The 25,014-nt window shown below is 62.6% G+C and carries 22 protein-coding genes; 14 read left to right on the plus strand and 8 right to left on the minus strand.

Annotation, left to right across the window (positions count from 1 at the left end; translation table 11 throughout):
- Positions 1-3: 3 nt before the first annotated feature.
- The gene (locus SBA_RS20815; protein ID WP_261936839.1) at positions 4-636 is read right to left on the minus strand and encodes a nuclear transport factor 2 family protein; all 633 of its coding nucleotides are present in this window, start codon (positions 634-636) and stop codon (positions 4-6) included.
- 81 nt (positions 637-717) lie between these two features.
- Here SBA_RS20815 and SBA_RS20820 point away from each other — a divergent pair, with 81 nt between their 5' ends.
- Positions 718-1,815, plus strand: coding sequence for an AraC family transcriptional regulator (locus tag SBA_RS20820; RefSeq protein ID WP_261936840.1), 1,098 nt, complete (start codon positions 718-720; stop codon positions 1,813-1,815).
- Here the strand turns inward: SBA_RS20820 and SBA_RS20825 are convergent.
- Positions 1,801-2,433 carry a TetR/AcrR family transcriptional regulator gene (locus tag SBA_RS20825; RefSeq protein ID WP_224549106.1) on the minus strand — a complete coding sequence of 211 codons (633 nt, stop codon included), beginning with the start codon at positions 2,431-2,433 and terminating at the stop codon, positions 1,801-1,803. The two genes, SBA_RS20820 and SBA_RS20825, sit on opposite strands and share 15 nt — an antisense overlap.
- A 172-nt stretch (positions 2,434-2,605) precedes the next feature.
- On the opposite strand from SBA_RS20825, the gene SBA_RS20830 reads away from it, so the two are divergent.
- The 9 genes from SBA_RS20830 to SBA_RS20870 all read left to right on the plus strand — a co-directional run bounded on the left by SBA_RS20830 (position 2,606) and on the right by SBA_RS20870 (position 13,364).
- On the plus strand, positions 2,606-4,762 hold the full coding sequence (locus tag SBA_RS20830; protein WP_261936841.1) for a TonB-dependent receptor: 2,157 nt from the start codon (positions 2,606-2,608) through the stop codon (positions 4,760-4,762).
- Between the two features lie 56 nt (positions 4,763-4,818).
- Complete coding sequence (locus SBA_RS20835; protein ID WP_261936842.1) at positions 4,819-5,586, plus strand: SDR family NAD(P)-dependent oxidoreductase; 768 nt, start codon at positions 4,819-4,821, stop codon at positions 5,584-5,586.
- 7 nt (positions 5,587-5,593) lie between these two features.
- On the plus strand, positions 5,594-6,715 hold the full coding sequence (locus SBA_RS20840) for a tyrosine-protein phosphatase (protein WP_261936843.1): 1,122 nt from the start codon (positions 5,594-5,596) through the stop codon (positions 6,713-6,715).
- Between the two features lie 128 nt (positions 6,716-6,843).
- A complete protein-coding gene (locus SBA_RS20845; RefSeq protein ID WP_261936844.1) occupies positions 6,844-7,677 on the plus strand; it encodes an SDR family NAD(P)-dependent oxidoreductase in 834 nt (277 codons plus the stop codon).
- A gap of 25 nt (positions 7,678-7,702) precedes the next feature.
- Positions 7,703-8,848, plus strand: coding sequence for an LLM class flavin-dependent oxidoreductase (locus tag SBA_RS20850; RefSeq protein ID WP_261936845.1), 1,146 nt, complete (start codon positions 7,703-7,705; stop codon positions 8,846-8,848).
- The gene (locus tag SBA_RS20855) at positions 8,845-9,624 is read left to right on the plus strand and encodes an SDR family NAD(P)-dependent oxidoreductase (protein ID WP_261936846.1); all 780 of its coding nucleotides are present in this window, start codon (positions 8,845-8,847) and stop codon (positions 9,622-9,624) included. The genes SBA_RS20850 and SBA_RS20855 overlap by 4 nt, the downstream gene beginning before the upstream one ends.
- A gap of 3 nt (positions 9,625-9,627) precedes the next feature.
- Complete coding sequence (locus tag SBA_RS20860) at positions 9,628-10,089, plus strand: nuclear transport factor 2 family protein (RefSeq protein WP_261936847.1); 462 nt, start codon at positions 9,628-9,630, stop codon at positions 10,087-10,089.
- Complete coding sequence (locus SBA_RS20865; protein WP_261936848.1) at positions 10,086-10,997, plus strand: NAD-dependent epimerase/dehydratase family protein; 912 nt, start codon at positions 10,086-10,088, stop codon at positions 10,995-10,997. Before SBA_RS20860 ends, SBA_RS20865 begins: the two co-directional genes overlap by 4 nt.
- 51 nt (positions 10,998-11,048) lie before the next feature.
- Complete coding sequence (locus SBA_RS20870; RefSeq protein ID WP_261937484.1) at positions 11,049-13,364, plus strand: TonB-dependent receptor; 2,316 nt, start codon at positions 11,049-11,051, stop codon at positions 13,362-13,364.
- 103 nt (positions 13,365-13,467) lie between these two features.
- Here SBA_RS20870 and SBA_RS20875 read toward each other — a convergent pair whose 3' ends face one another.
- The 4 genes from SBA_RS20875 to SBA_RS20890 all read right to left on the minus strand — a co-directional run bounded on the left by SBA_RS20875 (position 13,468) and on the right by SBA_RS20890 (position 17,005).
- Positions 13,468-15,201: an acyl-CoA dehydrogenase family protein gene (locus SBA_RS20875; protein WP_261936849.1), complete on the minus strand. Its 1,734-nt coding sequence runs from the start codon at positions 15,199-15,201 to the stop codon at positions 13,468-13,470.
- Positions 15,202-15,299: 98 nt separating this feature from the next.
- Entirely contained in the window at positions 15,300-15,884 is a 585-nt protein-coding gene (locus SBA_RS20880; protein WP_261936850.1) for a TetR/AcrR family transcriptional regulator, read from the minus strand.
- A 60-nt stretch (positions 15,885-15,944) separates the two neighbouring features.
- The gene (locus SBA_RS20885; RefSeq protein WP_261936851.1) at positions 15,945-16,151 is read right to left on the minus strand and encodes a hypothetical protein; all 207 of its coding nucleotides are present in this window, start codon (positions 16,149-16,151) and stop codon (positions 15,945-15,947) included.
- Positions 16,097-17,005, minus strand: coding sequence for a TonB-dependent receptor plug domain-containing protein (locus SBA_RS20890; protein ID WP_261936852.1), 909 nt, complete (start codon positions 17,003-17,005; stop codon positions 16,097-16,099). Before SBA_RS20890 ends, SBA_RS20885 begins: the two co-directional genes overlap by 55 nt.
- 313 nt (positions 17,006-17,318) lie before the next feature.
- On the opposite strand from SBA_RS20890, the gene SBA_RS20895 reads away from it, so the two are divergent.
- The 4 genes from SBA_RS20895 (at position 17,319) to SBA_RS20910 (ending at position 22,875) form a co-directional block, all read left to right on the plus strand.
- Positions 17,319-19,763, plus strand: a complete 2,445-nt coding sequence (locus tag SBA_RS20895) for a TonB-dependent receptor (protein WP_224549124.1) — start codon at positions 17,319-17,321, stop codon at positions 19,761-19,763.
- 133 nt (positions 19,764-19,896) lie between these two features.
- Positions 19,897-20,139 carry a hypothetical protein gene (locus SBA_RS20900; protein ID WP_261936853.1) on the plus strand — a complete coding sequence of 81 codons (243 nt, stop codon included), beginning with the start codon at positions 19,897-19,899 and terminating at the stop codon, positions 20,137-20,139.
- Positions 20,126-22,138 carry a hypothetical protein gene (locus tag SBA_RS20905; RefSeq protein ID WP_261936854.1) on the plus strand — a complete coding sequence of 671 codons (2,013 nt, stop codon included), beginning with the start codon at positions 20,126-20,128 and terminating at the stop codon, positions 22,136-22,138. Before SBA_RS20900 ends, SBA_RS20905 begins: the two co-directional genes overlap by 14 nt.
- 23 nt (positions 22,139-22,161) lie before the next feature.
- Entirely contained in the window at positions 22,162-22,875 is a 714-nt protein-coding gene (locus SBA_RS20910; RefSeq protein ID WP_261936855.1) for a DUF3142 domain-containing protein, read from the plus strand.
- A 99-nt stretch (positions 22,876-22,974) separates the two neighbouring features.
- Here the strand turns inward: SBA_RS20910 and SBA_RS20915 are convergent, their stop codons facing one another.
- Complete coding sequence (locus SBA_RS20915) at positions 22,975-24,588, minus strand: FAD-dependent oxidoreductase (RefSeq protein WP_261936856.1); 1,614 nt, start codon at positions 24,586-24,588, stop codon at positions 22,975-22,977.
- Between the two features lie 138 nt (positions 24,589-24,726).
- Positions 24,727-25,008, minus strand: coding sequence for a hypothetical protein (locus SBA_RS20920; protein WP_261936857.1), 282 nt, complete (start codon positions 25,006-25,008; stop codon positions 24,727-24,729).
- Positions 25,009-25,014: the final 6 nt, after the last annotated feature.

A 25,014-nucleotide genomic window follows, 5' to 3' on the forward strand; every position in this document is an offset into this window, starting at 1 on the left:
GCTTCAGCTCCGCACGCGCGGGCGGGGCAGGGGCGCGTCGCGGCGCATCGTTTCAATGAATTTTTCGAGCGGCGCAGGCGGATCGACCGGGCCGTCATGCGGCCTTCCCTCGCGCGCCCAATAGCTTTTCCAGGTCGGAAACAGGTCGTGGAAGCTGCCATGATAGGGTGCCACGCCGGGCCAGCGCATTTTGCGATCACCGATCGGCGGCTTGTTGAGATCGCTCGCATACCAGTAAAGCGGCAAGCGGCGGCGAAAATACCAGCGCCCGTCGATCCGCTCATAGCGGTCGAAATACAGCATCTGCATGATGACCCATTCCGACCCGCACTCATGCTCGTTCTTGGAATAGACGATGCCCTGGGCATGGTCGGGGTCGTCGAAATCGATGATATGGCCACCGATATGATGCGATGTCCCGTCGAACTGCATCGCATGCGTTTCGTCGAACCAGTCGCGTAGCGCCTTGCGCCCGGTCTGGCCGCCACCGACCTTCACATCTTCGGGAAACAGGTTCACCCAGGCGTCGGAATCGCGCATGTCGAGCGCCAACGCATATTTCGCCGGTAACTGACGGATCGCATCGAGCGATTCCAGCCGGTCGATACGCGCCATCAGGCCTTCATTTTCGCTCATCCGCTCCCATCCCGTTTATCGTCGCTATCCGATCATCCCCTATTGGCTTGCGCAACGAAATGGCGGATTAGCTCAAAGGTCATGACAAAATGGGTCAACAAGCATCTTTCGCGCCCGGTGCCCGGCCGGGTGTCCGCCGCCATCGCGCGCGACCTGCTGCGGCTCGTCCGGCAGTTCGATTATGATCCGTCGGTGCTTCTCCGCGATGCCGGCCTGTCGCATCTGGGCAGTGCACTGCTGGCGCCGGGTGGAGGGGAACGCCCGCTATCGCATGGCGATTTCGCGCGCCTCTATGCCCATTGCACCCTGTTGCTGGACGATCATGCCGCCCATCAGGAAGGGCGCGAGGCGCTGACCAAGGCCGGGTTCGACATGATGTGCCATTGCCTCATCACCTGTCGCACCTTGCGCGACGTGATCGACCGGATGGATCGATTCTCGGTGATGCTGGGGCCAAGGCTGGGGCGATTATTGTTGAAGGTCGATGAAGGCAAGGCGCGGATCGACATGCCTACCGTCCGCAAGATCCGCAACGCCTGCGCCTATCTGTCCGACCTTACCGGCCTGTCCACCTATGCGCGCCTTTATGGCTGGCTGATCGGCGAGGATTTGCCGTTGCTGGGCGCGGCGATGCGCTATCCGCCGTTGCTGGACAAACCGACGATCCATTATCTGATGCCCTGCCCGGTCCGACATGGCGCACCGGAAAACAGCTTCCATTTTCCCGCGACCTATCTGGATCGCCCGGTGATCCGTAGCCCGCATGAACTGGAAAGCCTGCTCGAACGCTTTCCCTTCGACATCGAAGAACCCCAGTCCAAGGATGCGCCCCTTTCGGAACGCATTGCCCATCTGTTCGGCGCCATGTTGGCGAGCGGCGAAACGCCATCGACGGCGGCCGAACTGGCGCGGCAGTTCAGCATCAGCGTCGCGACCCTGAAACGCCGTCTGGCGGCCGAAAGCACGTCTCTGGCGCGGATCAAGGCCAAGGCCCGGCAAACATTGGCCTATCAGTTACTGGCGGACCCGCGCCTGACCATCGGCGAAGTCGGACGCCGCGCACAGTTCAGCGACACCAGCGCCTTCCGCCGCGCCTTCCACGCATGGACCGGCCAGTCTCCCACCTGCTGGCGGGAGACACAGATCATAGGTGCGAGAGACGACTCACGCCTCGAATGACACCGCTGCCTTGGCCAGACGATGGATCATTGCCCGAAACGCCGCCAGTTGTTCAGGCGCGGCCGGATCATAGGACCGGGCCGGGCCAAGCTGATGCGCGTTGCAAACATAATGGAGCGCGCCGCCCGCCACGGTATTGAGTAAAACCATCGCCGAAACCGGCTGAAACTGTCCGCTGGCGACACCGGCCGCCACGACATCCTCTATGTCCTGCAAGGCCGTCTCGGAAAAGCGCACCGGATTGTCGCCATAGGCTGCGGAGTCGGCGATCAGGCGCTGGATGATCCGCGCAGCGGTCGGCCGGCCGACGAGAAAATCGAGCCAAGCGTCGAGCAGCGCGAGCAGGCGCGCCATCGGATCGGCTACTCCCTCCGTCTGCGCCAGCACGAAGCTGTGCATCGAGGAGAAGATATCGGCCTCCACCTCATCATAAAGCGGCTGCTTGCCGGGGAAATAATAGAGGATCGACGGTCGGCGGATACCCACCATTTCCGCCACATGGTCCAGCCGCGCGGCCGCATAGCCGATGTCGGCGAAAATACGTTCCGCAGCATCCAATATCTGGCGACGGGTGGCATCGCCGCGTGCCTGGCGGGTAGGCTGTCTGGTAACGGTCATTGTCCCGTCCTTATGCGCTCACATCCATGCCATGCAACGCCGATTGCGGCCAATAAAGCCAATCTGCATCGTCACGACTTGAAAATCTACTGACTTGTAGGTAGATTTAATGTGCGCTTGGCAGAGATGAGCTGTGAAACGGCCGCCAACGCAGGATTCTGGGGAGGAAAATATGTCGAATCACATGACTGCCGTGTCCGTTGTCGCATTGCTCGCGAGCATGGCTGCCACGCCGGCCTTGGCGCAGGATCGGGCGGACGCCATCGCGGACATCGTCGTGACCGCACAGAAGCGCGCGGAATCGTTGCAGGATACGCCGATTTCGATCGCCGCATTCAGCGCGAAAGACCTAGAAGCGAAGGGTATCAACGGCCTGACCGACCTGCGCGCCACTGTGCCGAATCTTCAGCTCACGCCTTTCCCGAACAATGCCGCAACGACGCAGATCTTCATGCGTGGCGTGGGACTGGCCGACGATCAGATCACCCAGGATGGCGGCGTGGCGGTCTATATGGACGGCGTCTATGTCGCCCGCAGCCAGGGGCTGGCGATGGAAGTGGCCGACCTTGAACGGATAGAGGTGCTGCGCGGGCCGCAAGGCACGCTCTACGGCCGCAATGCGACTGGCGGCGCGATCAATTTCATCACCCGCAAGCCGGACCTTCGCGCCTTCGGCTTCAAGGGGCAGGTCACGCTCGGCAATTACGACAATCGCCGTTTCAAGGCTGCCGTCAATATCCCGGTCGGGCAGACGATCGCGCTGCGCCTGTCCTATGTGAACCAGCAGCAGGACGGTTTCATCGCCAATCCCGGCACGGGCGTCAGCCGCTGGGGCGACAAGGACCGCCAGGCCATGCGCGCCGACCTGTTGTGGCAGCCGTCGGACCGTTTCAGCCTGCGATATAATTATGATCGCACCGAAATCGGCGACACGCCCACCTATGTCGCCTTCTCCCCACTCCATCCGCGCACGATCGATCGTCCCAAGGCAGGCAGTCCGCTGGTACGCGATCTGGTGCCCAACGACATCACCTCCCAGGGCCACAGCCTGACCGGCGAATGGGAGGCGAGCGACGACCTGACCGTCCGGTCGATCACCGGCTATCGCAAGCTCGATAATTTCCAGAACCAGGATTATCTCACCGGCGCGCTCGGCCCCTTCCCGCTCCAGAAGAACAGCAGCCGCGCCAGGCAGGATCAGTGGAGCCAGGAATGGCAGTTGGTGGGCGATGCACTGGACGGCACGCTGCAATATGTCGCTGGCTTCTATTATTTCTCGGAAAGCGGCGATAATTTCAGCAATAGCTATAGCCCGCCGACGCTGACGCGCAGTTTCACCACAGCGACCATCGACAACCGGTCCTATGCACTGTTTGGCCAGGCGACCTTCACCCCGCAGGCGCTCGACCGGCGGTTGCATCTGACGGTGGGTCTGCGGCAGAGCTGGGACAAGCGCGAGGCGACGCTCGCGCGCCAGACGCAGGTAAATAGCGGCCCGATCACTATAGTGCCGGGCGCAGGAGACGGCAGTCGGCACTTCAAGGATTTCAGCCCCAGCTTCGTGGTCGCCTATGACGCATCTGACGACGTCAATCTCTACGTCAAGGCCGTGAAGGGCTATAAGAGCGGCGGCTATAATGTCCGGGCCAGTTCCATCGACAGGTTCGACGAGGGCTTCGGCCCGGAGACACTCTGGTCCTATGAAGCGGGGGTGAAGAGCGAATGGCTGGACAAAAGACTGCGCTTCAATGCGGCGGGCTTCATCTCGAAATATTCGGACATTCAGGTCAATGTTCAGTCCGATCCGACCAATATCCGCCTGACCGACGTGCTGAACGCCGGCAGTGCGACCGTGAAAGGCGTGGAAATGGATTTGACGTTCGCGCCCGCCCGCGATCTTCGCCTGTCGGTGAATTACGGCTATCTGCTGGCGCGCTACAAGGAGATCATCGACGCGACCGGTGCCAATATCGCGGCCAATTATCGCTTCACCAATGCGCCCAGGCACAGCATCGCGCTGGACCTTACCTATGATCTGCCGCGCCTGCCGCTCGGGCATCTGAGCGCCAACCTCAACTACACGGCGCAGAGCGACAAATATACCAATGCCACTGTCACCAGCGGCCGCTACATCATCGGCGACTATGGACTGCTCAATGGGCGGCTGACACTCACGGACATTCCTGGCGTGAAGGGCGTGCGCGCCAGCCTGTGGGGCCGCAACCTTACCGACAAAAATTACTATGTCATGCAGTTCAACGTCGGCCGTCCCGGCGCGCTGTTCGGGGAACCGCGCACCTATGGCGTCGACCTGAGCGTCGAATTCTAAGCCGCAGTTGGCGATCGTCACCCGCCCGAACCCCGTTATCTGAAAGGAAACGCTTCATGAACCCAGTTTCTTCGCCATCCTCTCCCGTCATCGTCACCGGCGGCGCTTCAGGCATCGGACTTGCGTCCGCCAAGGCCCTGGCAGCCGTCGGGCGGCCGGTCGCGCTATGGGATATCGATGGCGACGGGGCCGCCGCTGCCGCCGGCTCTATCGCCCAGACACATGGCATCGCCGCCATAGGCATCGGCATCGACCTGCGCGATCTGGACGGGATCGCTCCCGCACTGGCGGCGACGCGACAGGCGATGGGCGCGCCGGGCGGCGTGGTCCATGCGGCGGGTATCGTCGATACGGACTCGATCGACGGGATGACGGCGCAAAGCTGGGACAGCGGCATCGCCATCCACCTGCGCGCGCTCGCTTTCGTCACCCAGGCCATCCGAGTCGATCTGGCGAGCCAGCCCGGCTCTGCCATCGTCGCCATCGCCTCGATAAACGCCACGTTGGGGAACGGCATCAACCCGATCTATAGCGCCGCCAAGGGCGGCATACTTTCGCTGGTCCGCTCGCTGGCCGACCGGCTCGCCATGGACGGCATCCGGATCAATGCGGTATCGCCCGGTCAAATTCTGACGCCGATGATGCGCCCGGCCGTCGACGCCCTGCCGGACGGCTATTTCGAGCGGCGCATCCTGCTCGGTCGTATTGGAGAGCCAGAGGAAGTCGCGCGGGTCGTCCGCTTCCTGCTGTCGGACGAGGCGAGCTATGTCACCGCGTCGGAAATCGTCGTGGACGGCGGCAACATCTCATCGCAGCGCGGGTGATGACGGCATGACAGCCCTTCCGATAGACCGCCGTCATTTTCTCTCCGGCGCGCTGCTGACATCCTTTGCCGCGCTGGCGGGTTGCACGACGCCAGTCGCACGCGGGACAAGCGCCGCCATTCCCTTCCGCGCCGCCAGCGTCATTCGGATCGCCGACAGCGATGACTATCATGTTGAATGGCAGGCGGAAGACGTGCGACGCATCGCCATATATGTCAGCGACATGCCGTCTCCCATGCTCGTTGGACAGCCGGTGGCGCAAGGAAATGGTACGGGCAGCGCGACCATCCGTGGCCTCACGCCGGGCAGCCGGTCTTATTTCACCCTAGTTCCCGATCGCGGCGCACCGTTGGTCGTTGCGGATCGGGCGCTGCACATATCCGGCATCGCCAATCTGCGCGACATTGGCGGCTATCGCACTACAGATGGTCGCTGGGTGAAGATGGGGATGCTCTATCGCTCGGATCAGCTCGACCGGGTGAGCGATGCCGATATGGCCGCGCTCGAACGGCTGGGCCTGCGCGTCGTCGTCGATCTACGGACGCAAAGCGAAAGGATGCGCGAACCCGACAGACTGCCCCCGGGCAGCCGCCCGCTCATCCTGGACGTCGCTGCTGACGGCGACGGTTCGCTGGGCGGCGACATGCGCAAGGCGACCGCGGCGATTGCTGCGGGCAAGGGCGTGGAACTGTTGACCGCGGCCAATCGCGATTTCGTCGCTCTGGGCAGCGCACGCCAAGCCTATGCCGCGCTATTGCGCGAACTGGCGACGCCGCAAGCAATGCCCCTGCTCTATCATTGCACCGCGGGCAAGGATCGCACCGGCTGGGCGACGGCCGTCGTGCTGACCCTGCTCGGCGTGCCGCGCGACACCGTCATGGCCGATTATATGGCGAGCAACCGCTATCTGGAACGCAAGAATGCGAAGACGGTGAGCGCCCTTGCGCAATCGGGAAGCGCGATCGATCCCGCCAGCCTGATGCCAGTGCTGACCGTGCGCACCGCCTATCTGCAGGCCGCGTTCGATGAGGTGGAGAAGCGACACGGTTCTTTCGACGCCTATCTGCGAAACGGCCTGGAATTGAACGGCCACGACCTGGATGAACTACGCAAAATATACCTATCATAACAATTCATCCACAAATTGCGTTTTATTCATGGCGATTAATTTTTCATCTAGTCCAAATGGACCATGCGCCTCGCACCTGAACCGCTAGAATGTCGGCAACGGCAAAAAGCCGACATCCGGGAGAGATCATGAAAGCCATCGATTTTCGCGACAAGAGCGTGTTGATCACCGGTGGAGGATCGGGCATCGGCTTGGCCTGCGCCGAGAATTTCGCCGAGGCTGGCGCCCGGATCGCGATCGCTGAGGCAGACGAGATGCGTTGCGCCGAATTCGCCGCGCGTTTTCCACAGGCGCTGGTCGTCCATTGCGACATCACCAACCGCGCCGAACTGCGCATGCTTGGCGGTCAGGTACGGGACTGGGACGGCAAGCTGGACATACTGGTCAACAATGTCGGCCATTTCCTGCACACAAAGGCGTTCGAGGCATTGGAAGATGACGAGGTCGATGCGATCGTCGACATCAATTTCGGCCAGGTCGTGCGCGTCACCCGCACCATGCTGCCGCTGTTGCGGACAGCCGGGCCGGGGTCCAGCATCGTCAACATCACGTCGATCGAGGCGTTTCGCGGCATTCCCAATTGCGCCATCTATGGCGCCGCCAAAGCGGCTGTCACCGGCCTGACCCAGAGCCTCGCGCTGGAACTGGCGCCTGCCGGCATCCGCATCAACGCCGTCGCGCCCGAAACCACCGACACGCCGCAAGTGCCACTGGAGTATATGATCCCGCCGCAGAACCGCACGCATATGGACAAATGGATTCCGCTGGGCCGTTTCGGCCGGCCACAGGACAGCGCGGATGCTGCACTCTATCTGGCCAGTCCCATGGCCGCCTGGATCACCGGCACCACCCTGCATGTCGATGGCGGCGCACGCGCGGCGGCCGGCTGGATGCAGACGCCCGAGGGGCAATGGACCGTCGTGCCGATGATCAGCGGCAACGGCATCGCAATGCCCGCCTGACACGGCCCATTTTTCAGGAGCAGATATGAAATTCTCCATCATCTACGAAGCGCAAATGGCTGACCCGTCCCCGGCGTCGGAAGTGCGCTGCTTCAACGAGATCGTCGAGCAGGTCATATTGGCCGAACAGCTCGGCTTCGACACCGTGTGGTGCGTCGAACATACCGCGCTGACCCAATATGCGCATATGTCGGCGCCCGAAACGGTGCTGGCCTATCTGGCCGGCCGGACCAGCCGGATCGGCATCGGCCATGGCGTCGTGTGCCTTCCGCCCGCCATGAACCATCCGGTGAAGGTGGCCGAACGGATCGCGACGCTCGACATATTGTCGGGCGGGCGGGTGCATTTCGGCATGGGCAAGGGCGGCACCCAGCAGGAGGCCGGCACCTTCGGCTATGACCTGGCCGAACTGCAACCGATGATCGACGAGTCCATGTATCTGATCCCCAAGATCATGACGCAGGACGAGATCGAACATGACGGCACCTACATCAAAATCCCGCGCCGTCCGATCCATCCCAAGCCGCTGCAAAAGCCGCATCCGCCGCTCTATTATGCCTGCACCCGTGAAGCCACGCTGGAACTAGCCGGCAAGCGCGGCATCGGCGCGCTGGTCCTGGGCTTTTCCGGGCCGGAGGAAATCGCGCGCAAAAATGCCATCTATCGCGAGAATTTCCGCACTCGGAAGGCGGAGGATCAGGTCGGCATCGTCCCCACGGAGCATCTCGCCGCCTTCTGCGCCGCCTGCGTTCTGGATGATCGCGAGGAGGCGCGAAGGATCGGCCTGCGGGGCCAGCGCTTCTTCGCCGAAGCCATCGCCCACTGGTATCAGGGCGGTCCCAAGCCCAGCGTCGCTGACTTGTCCGCCGAAGAACAGGCCGATGCGCTGCAGCAGGGCAAGGACGCCGTCGTCGCCTATCTGTCGGAGGAACATATTCCCGTCGGCGACGAGCATGTCAGCAATTATGCCGTGGCGCAGGATGCCTATGGCAATGCCGATGATTGCATCCGCTATGTGACGCGCCTGCAGGAAGCGGGCGCAGACGAGATATTGTTCCTGTTCCAGATGGGCACGGTGCCACACGCGGCGATATTGGAGACGATCCACAATATCGGCGCCAAGGTCATCCCGCATTTCCGTGCGCAGTCGGCACAGGAAGCGGCGGAATGAGCCGCGCACCCTTCAATGACAAGGTCGCGATCGTCACCGGCGGCGGATCGGGCATCGGCCGTGCGGCCAGCCAGCGGCTGGCGGTGGAAGGCGCGCAGGTCGTGGTGGCCGACATCGATCTGCCAGGGGCCGAGCGCACCGTGGAACTGATCGCGGCGCGCGGTGGTCAGGCCGTCGCCATCCGCGCCGACATCGCCAGCGAGCAGGATAATCAGGCAATATTCGATCTGGCCGAAGAACGTTTCGGCGGCATCGACGCGGCGTTCCTGAATGCCGGTATGATACAGCCCTATGGTCCGCTGGAGGCACTGGCGCTCGAAACCTTCGACCGGATCATCGCCGTCAATCTGCGCGGCACCTATCTGGGCGTGCAGCAGGCGCGCGCGCGGTTGCGGCCGGGCGGCAGTTGCGTCGTCACAGCATCGCTATCCGGCGTCATCGGCTTTGCCGAAGGCCCCGCCTATGCCGTGTCCAAACATGGGCTGGTCGGGCTGGTGCGGTCGGCGGCCTCCGCCTTTGCCGAGCGAGGCACACGGATCAACGCCATCTGCCCCGGCATGGTGCTAACAGGCATGACCGGCACTGTCGGGCTGGAAGCGATCGATGATCCCGATGAGGTGGCCGATCCCGCCTATCGCGGCGCGCTAAGCGCGCAGCAGATCGCGGAGGTCGCGCTGTTCCTGCTGAGCCGCCGATCGGCCGGGATCAACGGGCAGGCGCAGAATATCGACGCGGCCTTGCTCTCCGCCTTTCCGCCGCTCGCGGACATGCTCTGAGCCATGGCTGACGCCCATTCCCTGATGATCGACCAAAACCTGCTGCGGCAGGCGGCGGACCTCTATGCCATCGGGGCGGACCGGCGCGACAAGGCGCTGTGGCGGCAGGTGCTGGCGGAAGAGTGCGTGATCGAAGGGCCAGGCTTCATCACCCAGGGTCGGGACGCCTGCCTCCAGTTGATCGATGCGCTCGACCATATGTATCGCGCCACGCGGCATGACGTGCTGCAGCAACGCGTCATCATCGACGAGGATGCCGCCGTCGGCGAAACCTATTGCGCCGCCAGCCATCTGCTGCGCGATCGCGACGCCATTCTGGTCTGGGCGATCCGCTATCAGGATGCGTGGCGGCGCGATGACGAAGGATGGCGCTTCACCCGGCGCAGCCTGTTGCTCGACTGGACCGAAACACGTCCGGTCAACGCCGGAACCTCCATGAACCAGTTCAAGGATATGACGCTATGAAGCTATTGGTGATCGGCGGTACAGGCGCGCTGGGCGGCCATGCTGCGATCCACATGGCCGCCCAGGGCCATGATGTCACGGTCGCAGGCCGCAACGCGCCGCTCGCATTGACCCCGATGGCGGCGATGCCCTTCCTGCAGGGCGACTATGTCGCGGGCGATTTCACGCCGGACCGGCTCGCAGGGTTCGACTGGGTGATTTTCGCCGCCGGGAACGACCCGCGTCATGTGCCGCAGGGCGGGGATTTCGACGCCTTCCTGCTGAAGGCCAATCATGAGGCAGTCCCCGCGCTGTTCGCCGCGTGCCGGGATGCCGGGGTCAACCGTGCCATCCAGCTCGGCAGCTTCTATCCGCAAGCCGCGCCGGAACTGCTGGCGGACAATAGCTATATCCGTTCCCGTCTAGCTGCCTGCGAAGGCGCACGCGCGCAGGGGCGGCCGGGTTTCGACGTCATCAGCGTGAACGCGCCCTTCATGGTCGGCACGGTGCCCGGCCTGCCCAGCGCCATCTTCGCACCCTATATGCAATGGGCCGAGGGACATATTCCAATCGAGCCCTATGCGCCGACCGGCGGCACCAATTTCATGTCCTATCGATCGCTGTCGCAGGCCCTGGAAGGCGCATTGCTCCGTGGCGAGCCGGGCAAAGCCTATCTGGTGGGCGACGAGACCATGTCCTTCCGCGCCTATTTCCAGCTCTTCTTCGACGCGGCATGCCGATCCGTCCAGGTCGAAGAGCGGGACGCGGAACTGCCGCTGCTGCCCGACGTCGCTATCCCGCAAGGGCGGGGCAACTGGATCGACTATGCGCCGAACGCCGTTGAGGTCGCCTTGCTCGGCTATCGCCGCAACGACATCGCTGCCGCCGTCCGCGAGATTGCGGACCAGTTTGGTCAGGTGCGCGCCTGACGCTCGCAGGAACAAGAACACATTGGACGGGGAAGGAACTGTAAAGTGACCATGAAGTTGCGCTATTTTCTGCTGGGCGGCGTCGCCCTCATCTTCGCGGCCGGGCCGGCCATAGCGCAGAGCGAAGCGGCAGACACCAGTACGAGCGGCATCGCCGACATCGTCGTGACCGCGCAAAAGCGGGCGGAAAATCTGCAATCCACGCCGATCGCGGTGACTGCCCTCAACGCCGACATGATCCGCGACAAGGGCATCGCCTCTGCCGCCGACCTGACAGCGGTGGCGCCCAGCCTGTCGGTGACGACATCGCCCGCCTCCTCCACCAACATGCAATTGTTCATCCGCGGCGTCGGCGACATCGATCCCATCCTGACGTCGGACAGCCCGGTCGGCATCTATGTCGATGGCATCATCCTGGGCCGTGCCGCAGGCAGCGCGTTCGACATTCTCGACCTGGAACGGATCGAAGTGCTGCGCGGGCCGCAGGGTACGCTTTATGGTCGCAACACGATCGGCGGCGCCGTCAACCTCATCACCGCCAAGCCTGCCGACGACTTCCACGCCTCGATCAACGGATCGGCGGGCAATTACGGCTATTACAGCCTCAAGACCTCGGTCGACAGCGGCAATATCGCCAATAGCGGCCTCAAGGCACGGCTGACCTATCTGCACAAGGAACGCGACGGTTATGTCGACGACGTCAATGCGCCCGACAATCGCGATCCGGGCGCCTATGTACTCGACGCGGTCCGCGGCGCGGTCCAGTTCGAATCTGGCGCGCTGAAGCTCGATTATGGGTTCGACTGGTCGAAGCGCGAAAGCTATGCGCCGGCTTTCCAGCTGACCGTGATCCGGCCCGACGTCCTGGCCTATCTTCAGGCATCATCCGCTTTTGGCGGCAGCGCGCCCGTATTTTCGCCCGATCGACTGGACAGCATCGCCCTCAACCAGGGGAAGATGACCGATCGCGTGATCGGCCACACGCTGACGGCGGAACTGGATCTGGGCGGGGTGACCGTGCGATCGCTCACCGGCTTCCGACGCTGGACGAACCGGAACGCACGCGACGATCTGGACGGTAATTCGGGTCTGGTCGGCTTCACCGTCGGCCCGGAAATTCTGGCTCCGCCCTTCAGCTTCAATCCGCTGGGCGTCACCCCGATCGACCTGTTCAGCACCCAGAACCATCGGCGCCAGCATCAATTCTCGCAGGAAATCAACCTGCTCGGGGACATTGGCGATCGGTTCGAATATGTGTTGGGCGGCTATTATTTCCACGAACATTCGTCCGAATATAATCCGCAGAACTTCCTGCTGATCCTCCCGTCGCCCGTGCCCATTCCACTAACGCCCACCGTGTCGCTCAACAGCTTCGGCGTGCAGCTTTCGTCGCTGACCGATTATGACCATTATAACAAGTCGGCGGCGGCCTTCGCGCAGGGCAGCTACAAGCTGACCGACACGCTGAGCGTGACGGGCGGCATTCGCTATACCCATGACAAGAAGCATCTGGTGCAGCGCGCGCCACAGGTCCGCGAACTGGATGCCAGTTTCAGCCGCTTCAACTATGCCGCAAGCATCAACTGGCAGGCGACGCCCTCTATGCTGGTCTATGCCCGCACCGCATCCGGCTACAAGGCAGGTGGCTTCAACGCCCGCTCGATCAATTCCGGCTTCGACCCGGAATCGCTGACCTCCTATGAAGCGGGCATCAAGTCCGACTGGCTCGACCGGCGCCTGCGCCTGAACCTGACCGGCTTCTATGCCAGCCATTCCGACTTGCAGCTTCAGCAGTTCCAGGCCGGAACCAGCGGCGCGTCCAGCATCACCGTCAATGCGGGCAAGGCGCGCTATTGGGGGATTGAGGCCGAACTTACGGTCAAGCCGATCGATACCCTCACATTGGGCGCCAATTTGGGCTACACCAACCGCAAATATAAGCAGTTCCTGATCCTCGATCCCACGACCAACCAGATCGTGGACGTGAAGGATAGCGCACGCTTCCTGGTCGGCGCGACGACGACGGTCAGCGCCTATGCGCAATGGGATGTCGCGGAATTATCGTTCGGGCGGCTGTCAGTCCGGGGCGACTATGATTATCGGACGAAAATCTATTATCACCCGACGACCGTCGGGACGCCCTATAATGACGACATCGCCGGCGCGCCGCGCCATCTGGTCAATGGCAGAATCTCTCTGACAAACATTGATCTCAACGGTGCGAAAGCGGAGTTGGCCTTCTGGGGCAAGAATATCTTCAACGAAAAATATCGGCTCTACGGCATCGACTTCGGCAGCCTTGGCTATGCCGGCAATACCTATGGAGAGCCCACCAGCTATGGCGTGGATTTCCGCGTGAAGCTGTGACGCGGCTGGGCTGATCGGCAGATCGGCCCCGGACCGGCATGAACGTCATCGCGCAGCGGCGAACTACGCGCCGCTGCGCGATTTCACATAGAATATGCGTCGCTCAAAAACTTTCCGCGCCGAGCGCCATGATGGACGTTTCGCCCGCCGCGATGCTGGCCGCCAGGCTGTGCGCCTGGGGCAGCATCCGCTGCGCGAAGAAATCGGCGACGATACGCTTGCCGATATGGAGGGGATCGTCACCCTGTGCCGCCGCGGCCATGCGCGTCCACATCCACCCCATGGATACAAGCGCAAACAGCCGCAGATAATCGACTGCCGCCGCACCAGCCGCATCTCCATTCGCGTCCTGCAACGACGCCGTGGCGGTGCGCAGCAGGGCGAGTGCCGCCCGCGTCTTGTCCGCCACATCGATGGTGCCGGCCGCATCCAGATCAGCCGCAACAGACGCGAAATAGCCCTCGACCACGGCGCCGTCTGCAAGCGCCAGCTTGCGCCCGACCAGGTCCATAGCCTGCACACCGTTGGTGCCTTCATAAATTTGGGCAATGCGCGCATCGCGGACATATTGCTCCATGCCCCATTCGCGGATGTAGCCATGACCGCCGAACACCTGCTGTGCCTGCACCGCGCTTTCAAAACCGAAGTCCGTGAAAGCGGCCTTCACCACCGGCGTCAGCAGCGCGACCAGCGCGTCGGCCTTGGTCCGCTCTGCCGCGTCGGGATGATGATGCGCCCGATCGAGTTGTAGCGCGGTCCAGCCGCCCAATGCCCGCCCGGCCTCGACAAAGGCGCGGATGTTGAGCAGCATCCGCCGCACATCGGCATGGTCGATGATCGCCACCGGCCCACGCGCACCATCGGCGCTGCGTCCCTGGAGCCGCTCCTTGGCATAACCCGCGGCCTGCTGATAGGCCGCGCCGGCGACGCCCAGTCCCTGGATGCCGACCATCAGCCGCTCCGCGTTCATCATCGTGAACATGGCGGCTAGTCCCTTGTTCGGCGCGCCAACCAGCCAGCCGGTCGCCTCGTCGTAATTCATTACGCAGGTCGGCTGGGCATGGATGCCCATCTTTTTTTCCAGCGCCCCGACCGACATGCCGTTGCGTATCGTGAATTCGCCATCCGCGTCGGGCAGATATTTGGGCACCAGAAACAGGCTGATTCCCTTCACCCCAGCCGGTGCATCGGGCAGGCGCGCGAGAACGAGGTGGACGATGTTGCCGCCAAAATCATGGTCGCCCGACGAAATGAAGATTTTCTGCCCGGTCACGGCAAAGCTGCCGTCGTCCTGCGGCACGGCTTTGGTCTTGAGCAGGGCCAGGTCCGTGCCGGCCCCACTTTCGGTCAGAGCCATGGCGCCGGTCCATTCGCCGCTCACCATTCGCGGCAGATAGGCGGTTTTCAGCGCATCGCTGGCATGGGCCGCAATCGCTTCGCAGGCGCCGCGGGTGAGGCCTGGAAACAGGCCAAAGGACAGATTCACCGCAGACAGCATTTCATCCAGCCACAACTGGAGGATGAAGGGCAGGCCCTGACCGCCATGGGCCGGATCGGCAGACATGGAGGCCCAGCCTGCGGCAACGAAATCGCGCCAGGCGTCAGCAAACCCGGTCGGCGTGACCACGTTGCCGTCGATAAGGCGGCTGCCTTCTTCATCGCCATGGCGATTGAGCGGGTGCAGCCGATCGGCGCACATGCGCCCCGCTTCCTCCAGCACCGCGACGGCCAGGTCGGCGTCGACTTCCTTGCCTGTCTCCGCCATCGCCGCATCAAAGCCCAGCACCTGCGTCAGCAGGAAGCGGTAATCGTCGATCGGGGGAACATAGCTCAACATCGGGCCTCTCCTCAAAGCGCAGCGCTGCAACTATACCAAACATGTGTTACAGTCAATGTCGGCGCGTTGTTCAGGGGGTCTGGTCATCCTCGAAGGCCTTATTCGCGCCGGAAGATCGCAACGATCTGAGCAGCAATCTCGCTGGGCGACAAACGTCCGTCGCGATACCAGTCCGATGCCGAATTGAGCTGCGACAACAACAGGTTGCGGTAGATCGAACGATCGATATGAGGGGGTAGCGGCAAGGAAGTGACCAGCGACCGGAAAATCTCTTCGAACCGATCACGCCGCGCGATCAGCTGTTCGCGCACCGCATCGGGCACCTCGCGAAAATCGTTCATCATCGGCATCGTCAGCGAATCAGGCGCCAGCTGGATTTCCAGCAAGGCCGCGCAGGCCGCCGCCAATCTGGCCCACGGCTCGTCCTGCACGCGAACAGCGTGGGCGATGCTGTTTTCGGCGGCATCCAGCGCCGCATTGTGCAGTTCGACGAACAGCGCGTCTTTAGACTTTATATGGTGGTAGAGCGAACCGCCCAACACGCCGGCCTGCTCGCCGATGTCGCGCATCGACGTTCCGCGATATCCCTTTTTAGCGAACAATTGCGCCGCGATTTCCAATATCTGACGGCGGCGCCCCGATCCTTCGTCGTTGGCCCCACTCGCTAGATCATATTTCTTCATCTCGACCCGCTAGCACATCTGTCCATAACGGCGAAGCCCCGCCAAAACCGATACGCCGGATCAGGACAGGATCGCTTCGAAGCGCCTGTCCCATAAAGGAGCCGCATCGAAATGCGCCTTCGTCACGTCGAAACGACGGAACAGGTGGGCGGCGGACTGCTGGTCGGCGATCGCCTTGTCGTCGATCGGCACCAGTCGGGTCCTGTTCTTCTTCAGGCGGCGCCATTCCAGATAATAGTCGCGGTCGATGCCGGTGGCCTTGGCCAATATATCGGCCCATTGGTCGTCATGGCTTTCCATCCAGTCGATCGTGGCGCGGAAGCGCAGCCGCCGCCGCGGGTCAGGTGGCGGTCGCGCGTCGCTTCGCGCGGGTCGGGCTGGCCGTTGATCTTCGGATAGTTCTGCACCGTGGCCAGGCCGGGACGGAAGGCGAAATCCTGGAAGAAATAATCGGCCGACAGGTTGAGGAAGCCCTCGTTCGGCAATTTGAAGCCATAGTTCAGCCGTACCTGCGCCTGCTCGCCGTCGCCGCGATAGCGCTCGCCGCCATAGATGGTGACCGAACCGCCCGACGCATCCTTCTTGAGGACGATGTTGATGACCCCGGCGACCGCGTCGGAGCCATATTGCGCCGCCGCGCCGTCGCGCAGGATTTCGACATGGTCGATCGCGCTCATCGGGATCTGGTCGAGATCGACCGCGTTCGCGCCCGATGCCTGGGCGGTCGTCGGCAACGGGATCGAGCTGGGATGGCGGCGCTTGCCGTTGACCAGCACCAGCACATGCGCGCCCGACAGGCCGCGCAGGCCCGCCGGACGGCCGAAGGTGTTGTAGGCGGCGTTGGACCCGGTATCGACCTTGAAGCTGGGCACCAGCGCCGACAGCGCGTCGCGCAACTGCCCCGCCGCGCCGCCGGTCTGCACCAGCGCGTCATTGCCGACCACGTCGATCGGCGCGCTGCTCTGCGCCACGGTGCGATCGGCGCTGCGGCTGCCCAGCACCACGATGTCCACGCTGCCGGCCGCATCCGCCGCGGGCGCGTCGGCGGCCAGCGCGCCGCCCTGCCAGCCGGCAGAGCCCAGCAAGGCGATCGTCAGCGCGTGGCGAAATGGTCGTGTCATGGTGCCCCCGATAATCTTGTGTCGAGGACCGGCTAGGCTAAGCCGTGAAAACCGGCCAACGAGAAGCGCTCATCGGCTCATGCGTTATGCTCAACCCTGTTGCAATCATCTTGCCGGTGATCAGTCATCGTCTTGGGGAAACGTCCGGCCGGGCTGATGCTTTGCGGCGGCGCGCAAGAATCCGACGGTCATTTGTATCCTTGGAGCACATTTTTCTGGATGCAGGGTGGCATCATGGATAAAAGGAGACGGGACCGGTTCAAGCCGGTGACAAAAAACAGGGAGAGAGATGATGCCGAGACTGCGGAAGCACATGACCTTATCGGCGTCTGCCATGGCGCTTGCCATGGCGCATACGGCGGTGGCGCAAGACAATGGCTCCGCCGACAACGGCTATAATGAAATCATCGTGACGGCGCAAAAGCGCGCGCAATCATTGCAGGATGTCAGCGTCGCGGTATCCGCCATTGGTGCCGACACGCTGGCCAATGCCGGGATCAGCAACCTGCAGGATATGCAGCAGCTGGTGCCATCTGTCACCTTCGGCAACGACTTTAACCAGGCAAAGGTCTTCATCCGCGGTGTAGGCGCCAATACGTCGACCACCGGCAGCAGCACCGGCGTCGCGCTCCATGTCGATGGCGCCTATGTCGCCCGCGCGGAAGCGCAACTGACCTCCCTCTTCGACGTCGAGCGCGTCGAGGTGCTGCGCGGCCCGCAGGGTAGCCTTTACGGCCGTAACGCCGTCGGTGGCTCGATCAATATCATCACGGCCAAGCCCACAGACAGGCTGAGCGGCTATGCACGCCTCAGCTACGGCAACTATCAGGCGCTCACGACGGAGGCCGCGGTTTCCGGCCCAGTCGCCGACTGGCTGCGCTTGCGCCTCGCAGCTAAGAGCGAAGTCCGCGATGGCTATGGCAAGGATCCGTTCAACAACTGGGACGTCGACGATCTCAATCGCAAGATGGTGCGCGGCCAGGCCCAAATCCTTTTTTCCGAAAAAGCGGACCTGCTGCTCTCGGCGGAATATTTCCGTCAGGACGATAATAGCGGCGCGGTCCATTATTATGGCGACGCCTTTCCGGGAGTCGCGCGCCTCGCGCCCCTTGGCCCGGCCGGCATTGCGACCAAACCACGCGACCTGGGCAGCGATGAGCCGCCCTCGGTCAACACCAAGAGCCAGTCCTATACCGCGACCTTCAACTGGGAATTCAGTGACGCCTTCTCCATCACCAATGTCGCAAATTACCGCGATTTCAAGACCCAGCTAATTCAGGATCTCGATATTTCAGCGGTAGTCAACCGGCTGCCGACCGCTACGACCGTGCAAACGCGGACGATCAATTCGAAGCAATGGAGCAACGAATTTCAGGTCAAATATGACAGCGACATCGTCAACGGCGTCGTCGGTCTCTATTATTTCGGCGAGCATCAGCGACCGCGCGACCAGGTCGGCCTGACGTCCTCCTATGGCATGGCCAGCAATATCGGCTTTCTCGCGACGCGACCGACCATCATCGACGGCAAGGTCGCGGCACCGGGTTCGATCGGCCTCGCCTATGCCGATTATCTGTGCGGCTTTTCCGATGGCGTTGCGCCTAACCGTGTGTGCCTGCGCTCGCGGCTCAATACCGAAGCCTGGGCAGCGTTCGGTCAGCTCAATTTCGACCTGGAAAAAGCGATCGGCCTCAATAATCTGACACTGAAACTGGGCGGCCGTTTCAGTCATGAAAAGGTATCGACCGCCAATATGTCGGTCGTCATGACGGCCAACGCCAATCCGGCCGTAGGGTCGGTGCTGGCCTACACCGATGCGCCTTACACCGAAGGCGGCACCTACCGGCAGAAGACGTTCAAGGATTTCACCCCGGAAATCGGCCTTAACTGGCAACCGAACGGCAATACGCTGCTTTATTATACCTATTCCGAAGGCTTCAAGGCCGGATCGGGCGAGAACGCCGCGGGCAGCTCGACGATCGTGAAGCCGGAAAAGATGAAGAACCATGAAGTCGGCGCGAAACTCGACCTGTTCGATCGCATGTTGACCCTCAATCTCGCGGGCTATTGGTACAAGCTGAAGGATCTGCAGATCAACAAGACGATCGGCGGCGGCCCTACCGGCTACACGACGATCTTCGAAAATGCCGCGAGGACCGAAGCGAAAGGTGTCGAGATCGAGTGGATGCTGCGGCCGATGCATCGGGTCCGCCTATCGGGTGGCCTGTCCTATACAGATAGTAAATATAAGGATTTTCTGACGCTCGATCCGCTGGATCCGCGCAATGTCTCACAGCCGGGGCAGCCGGCCTATAACCCCGTCACCAACCCCGACCCCACTGCTTTTGGTGCGCCCTGCGTCGACGGCAGCGCGAATGTCGGCGGGTGCCAGATACAGTTGGCGGGCAACCGCACCCGCAACTCACCGAAATGGTCCTATAATGTTCATGGTGAACTGGATCTTGTCGATCATAGCGACATGGGCACGGTCACTCTGTCGGGCGACATGTCGGGCAAGAGCACCATCTATTTCACCGAATTCAATCGTCTGAGCGAGGGCGCCAAGGCCTTCACGCTGTTCGACGCGGCGTTGCGCTGGACCTCCAACAAGGAGGACGTCACGGCGTCGTTGTGGATCAAGAATATCGCGGACACGCTTCGGGCCAGTTCCACCTTCGCGATCTCCACCGGGCGCGTCATCGGCGCCACCTGGCTGCCGCCGCGGACCTACGGATTCACGCTCGGCTACCGCTACTGAGAGGATCTGCCGCCTGGCGAACGACTTTCAAGGCGGCGCGATGATTGGCCGGATGCTTGCCGTAGCAAGTGGCGATGCCACAGAACGGCTTGATCCGGCTGAACCTCGGCTCTGGGAAGGAGGATCGGTCCGTATGGCCGATCCGTTGCCGTTCGTGATTGCGCTGAAGCGATCAATTGTTCAGTTACGAAAGGATGATGAAACCGACCCCAGCACGCCGCATCATGCGCCATGGCCTTCGATCGGCCCGCAGACATCCAGTCGCAACCCTGCTGGCGGGGCTGATATTTTCGAGTGTCGCGCTGAGCGGAGCGCTCTGGGCCTGTGCGGACTCATCCTGCTCGCCGGAATGGCAACTGGCTTTGCAGGATTATGATTGCGACGGTCGCGCTGCGATCAGCCCGGGGAATGACACACGGATCAACCTGCTGCTCCTGATGCAAAGTCTTCGGCCTGGGCAGGTCCAGCCCGCAAGCGCGGTGACGGAGATCGACAATCCACAGTTCGGGCAAATCTTCATGTCATGGCCGGGTATGCGGGCTGCGTTTTGGCCGCAACCCGCGCCTGCCAGCAACGAAAGCGCCAGCCAGGCGGCGGACGCAACGCCGGGCTGCGGCGCGTCGTCGGATGCGATCCTGGCCTTTGCCGCGGCGCTGAACGCCGAGCCGGGTCTGCCGGCTGGGGATCGCGGCGCGCTGGCTCGTCTGCGCACGAAAACGGGATGTAGTGACGCGACATGGGATACGCCAATCTCCAGCAAGCCGGGCCGCGAGTATCTCGCCTATCTCAAGGCTGCCGACGCGTTCCACCGGAACGATTGGTCCGCCGCCAGAGAAGGCTTTGCTGCCCTGACCCGCGCGCGCAGCCGATGGGTTGCCGAAACTGCTCAATATATGCCGATACGTATCGGCCTGCGGGCCGCCATATCGAGCGCGGTCACCGAATATGGGGATTTTGCCGGCCCCGACAAAGCTGATCGCATCGCCATAGGCGAAGCGCGGGACAGCATTGCAGCCTATCTGAAGGCCTATCCCAAGGGACGCTATGCAGCGTCGGCGCAAGGGCTGATGCGCCGGGTTGCATGGCTGAGCGGCGACATGGCGGCGCTAGCCCAGAGCTATGAGACACTCCTCGCCGCAACGCCCGGAAACGATGAAGCCGCTGCCGATCTGGCCGAGGAAATCGACATCAAGCTGCTGGAACGGTCGGATGCGGGCGCGATTATCGACGGGCAGCGGAACCTGCCGCTTCTGCTCGCCGTGTCCGACCTCAAGCGGATGCGCAGGCCGGCGGATGGCCCCGCCGGACTGTCCGCCGCCGACCTCGCGGCGCAAAAAGACCAGTTTGCGGCGCATGGCGATCTATACGGACTGCTCCAGGCCAGCCGCAGCTATTATGCGGGAGAAGACTCAAGGGCGATCCTGACCCTGCTGCCAGACGCGGCTCGCGCAAGCCGCTTCACGCCGATCACCTTCAGCCGTCAGATGCTGCGCGGCATGGCGCTTGCCAAGTCGCGCGATCCCAATGAAGTGGGGTTCTGGCGCGACTTGTTAGGCGGAGCCAGTCCACGCTATGAGCGACCTCTGGTCGAAATGGGCCTCGCCATACGCTGGCAGCGCGACGGACGGGTAGCGCAGATTTTTGCACCCGGTTCGCCCGTCACTGACACGAGCATCCGCTCGATCCTGCTGCAAAGCCTGGCGACACCCGCCATCCTGCGGGACAGCGCGCAGGACGCAGCCCGGCCCGCACGCGAACAGGACATCGCCCGCTTCACCTTGCTGTACAAGGATTTGAACAGGGGCGCTTACGCTGATTTTGCCAAGGATCTGGCGCTGCTCCCCGCCAATGCCGACAGCGCCGCGGGGCTATGGGATTTCACGCAGCAGGATAGCATTCCCGCCGGCCTGTTCCGCACGGGCAAATGGTCGGATGGCTTCCCATGCCCGGCTGTCGCCCAAACCGCAGCGACGCTCACGCGCACGCCCGCCGATGCCAAGGCGCGGCTATGCCTGGGCGACTTCTATCGGTTGAACGGCTTCGACGGCTTCAGCCTGTTCAACCCTGGCGAGAATGCCATGGCTCTGGGCAACGGGCCAGATGGCTTTCCCGGCCGCCCCCTGTCGCGATCCGATATCTATGCCGCGATTATCGCCGACAAAAAGGCAGCACCGGAGAATCGCGCCTATGCCCTGTATCGCGCAGTGATGTGCTACGCGCCGTCGGGCTACAGCAATTGTGGCGGTCCTCACCGCAATTATGACGAGATGGATGCGGCACAAGCGCCCAAAGGTGACCGCAAGGCGTGGTTCACAGAGTTGAAGCAGCGTTATCCGAACAGTCAGTGGGCCAAGGCCCTGCGCTATTATTGGTGATGATCCGGTCGGCAGGCTGGCGGATGGCGCTGCTGGTGGCCATGATGCTGGGCGGTTGCCAGCGTCAGGCGGCGAATGACGCAACCACCGTTAACCCGGCGGCCTATGACGCCTTTTACCTCTGGCCAGGCGTCCATCCGGACAAGACTTTGCAGCCGAAGACGGTCTATCTGCTCGACGGAGAAGTGCGCCGCGGTGGATTGTCCCGTCTGGAGCGGCTGCGCATGGGCGTTCCCCGCCTTTCCGGCAAGACGGTCTGGCTGGTGGTCCGGGCGGATCGGCTCGACTGGAACGAAACCACCTACGCGGCCATTTTTGACGATCTCAACCGCTGGCGAGAGGCAGGCAATCGCGTCGCGGGCCTCCAGATCGATTTCGATGCCGCCACGCGGGGCATCGACACATATGAGACTTTCCTGCGCGACCTGCGCCAGCGCCTGCCGCGTTCTTGGCGACTGTCGATTACGGGGCTGATGGACTGGAGCGCGCATGGCGATCCGCAAGCGCTGGCAGGCCTCGCCCGCATCATTGATGAGGTGGTGATACAGACCTATCAGGGACGCACGACAATTGCAGGCTACGAAGATTATTTCCGACGGATGGAGGGCTTTCCCATTCCCTTCCGGGTCGCGATTGTCGAAGGTGGACAATGGGTTGCGCCATCGATGCTTGCCAGACAGCCCCAATTTCGCGGCTATGTGGTGTTCCTGCTGTCGCCGGCCCGATCTGCCGAATAAGGAAGACCCGTCAGCATCTTCTTTTCCCGCCCCAGAGCATGTCCGATTTGACCTTTTACGGCCATACTCACGCCCGCAAGACCTTGTGCGCTACGCCGCCTAGCCGTTCAGAAAGTCCCAGACCTTCGAGATGACGACCGACCCCTCGCCAACCGAAGACGCCACCCGCTTGACCGAGCCAGAACGGACATCGCCGACCGCAAAAATGCCCGGGCAGGAGGTGGCATAGGGCGAGCCGGCATCCACCGCGTCGCCCGTCATGACGAAGCCCTTGTCATCCAGGGTGACAAGTCCTGTCAGCCACTGCGTATTGGGGGCGGCGCCGACCATGACAAACATGGCGCAGACCGGCATGGTGCGGGGGGCGGTGCCCTCCTTCTGGATCGTCACCCCGTCGAGTGTCTGCAATCCATGCAACGCGACAATATGGGTTTCATATTCGATGCTGATCTTGGGGTCGGCCTCCAGGCGGCTCGACAGATAGTGGGACATGGATGTGGCGAGCGACGTACCCCGGACCAAGAGGCGGACATGATCGGCCGAACGGCTGAGGTACATGGCCGCCTGCCCCGCGGAATTGCCGCCGCCTATGACGATCGCCTCAGCGCCGCTGCAATAGCGCGCTTCATTCTCGGTGGCCGCATAATAGATGCCGGCACCTTCAAACTCCGCAAAACGGGCGATGGGAAGGCGTCGATATTGTACTCCGGTCGCCACGACGACCGCCCCCGCCCGCACCTGATGCCCATTGTCGAATGTCGCGCAGAATTGGCCGCTGTCCAGCCGTTCCAAGCGTTCGACCCGGCGGGGCATGACGAATCGCGTGCCGAACTTCATCGCCTGGACTTCGCCCCGCCATAGAAGGTCGGCGCCGGAAATGCCGGTCGGAAAGCCCATATAATTTTCGATCCGGCTCGATGTACCCGCCTGGCCGCCGATCGCGATATCCTCGACGACGAGGGCATTCAGCCCTTCCGCGCCGGCATAGACACCCGCCGCGACACCTGCCGGACCGCCGCCGACGATCAGCACGTCGAACGCCTCACATTGGGCAACATCCCGATTAAGGCCCAGCAGTTCCGCCACCTTGTGCGGCGTAGGCTGTGCGATCACCCGATCGCGGCCGAAGATCACCGCGGGCTGGCCGATCGCTATGGCGCAACTCCTTGCAACCCGTTCCGCTTCCGGTGACCCGATGGCATGGGACGCGAAAGGCAGGCGGTTGCGGCTGGCAAATTCGGCAATGCAGCGAATATCGCGGTCGTCTTCCTCACCGATCAGCACCAGCGTGCCGTCCCGATTGTCGAGCTGGCGCCGTCGCCGGGCCGACAGGACCGTGATGATGATATCGGACATCTCCGGCATCTCGGCCATCAGCCGCAACATGGCGGCACGCGGCACCTCGATCACCTGCGTATCGCGCACGGCCCGCATCGGCATCGTCCAGACGCCGCCGCTCAGGAAGGATATCTCTGCCATGAATTGCGCCGGACCAAGAGTGGACGAGCCGTAACGCGCGCCCGTAAAGGCATCGACAACCTCGATCTCGCCATCCTCGACATAGACGAAGCAATCGACCGGATCGCCGGGCTGGACGATATAACTGTCCGCCGGGTAGGTTGCCGACGCGCCAGCCGCGCGCAGGGCTTCGACATGATCGTCGGCCAGCGGCACGCGCTGCATCTCATTAAGGTCGCGGCCGATGGTTTCCATCAGGCGAACAGCGCTGCGCGCACAGGCGCCAGGCCTGTCGATATGGGCAATTGGCTACGCAGGTCGGATCTCCTGGCAAAGGTTCATCCACGAAGCAGACTATCATCCACGATCCCGGTGCCTGCAACCGGCAAATCATCACGCCTTGCTCGGTTGCGGATCTTGAGGAGAATGCGGTCGGTCAGAATGTCTTTCGGTGGCGACGCGCATATTGGGGATTTGGATACCGACCCGACCCGGATGCTCGGCGACCGGGCTGAATATCGGGCGGTCGATCGCCGCTCCGGGCGTGTCGGCGTGCAGCATAATGCTGGCGGTCAAGGTCGCGGCGATGGGCGCCTTGTCCTGCGCAGCGGCAGGCGAGAGCGGCGAGATGATCGCTGCGAACAACGACATGGACAGTATCGCGCGTTTTTTCATCCGCGC

It is taken from the genome of Sphingomonas bisphenolicum (assembly GCF_024349785.1).
Taxonomy (GTDB): Bacteria; Pseudomonadota; Alphaproteobacteria; order Sphingomonadales; family Sphingomonadaceae; genus Sphingobium; species Sphingobium bisphenolicum.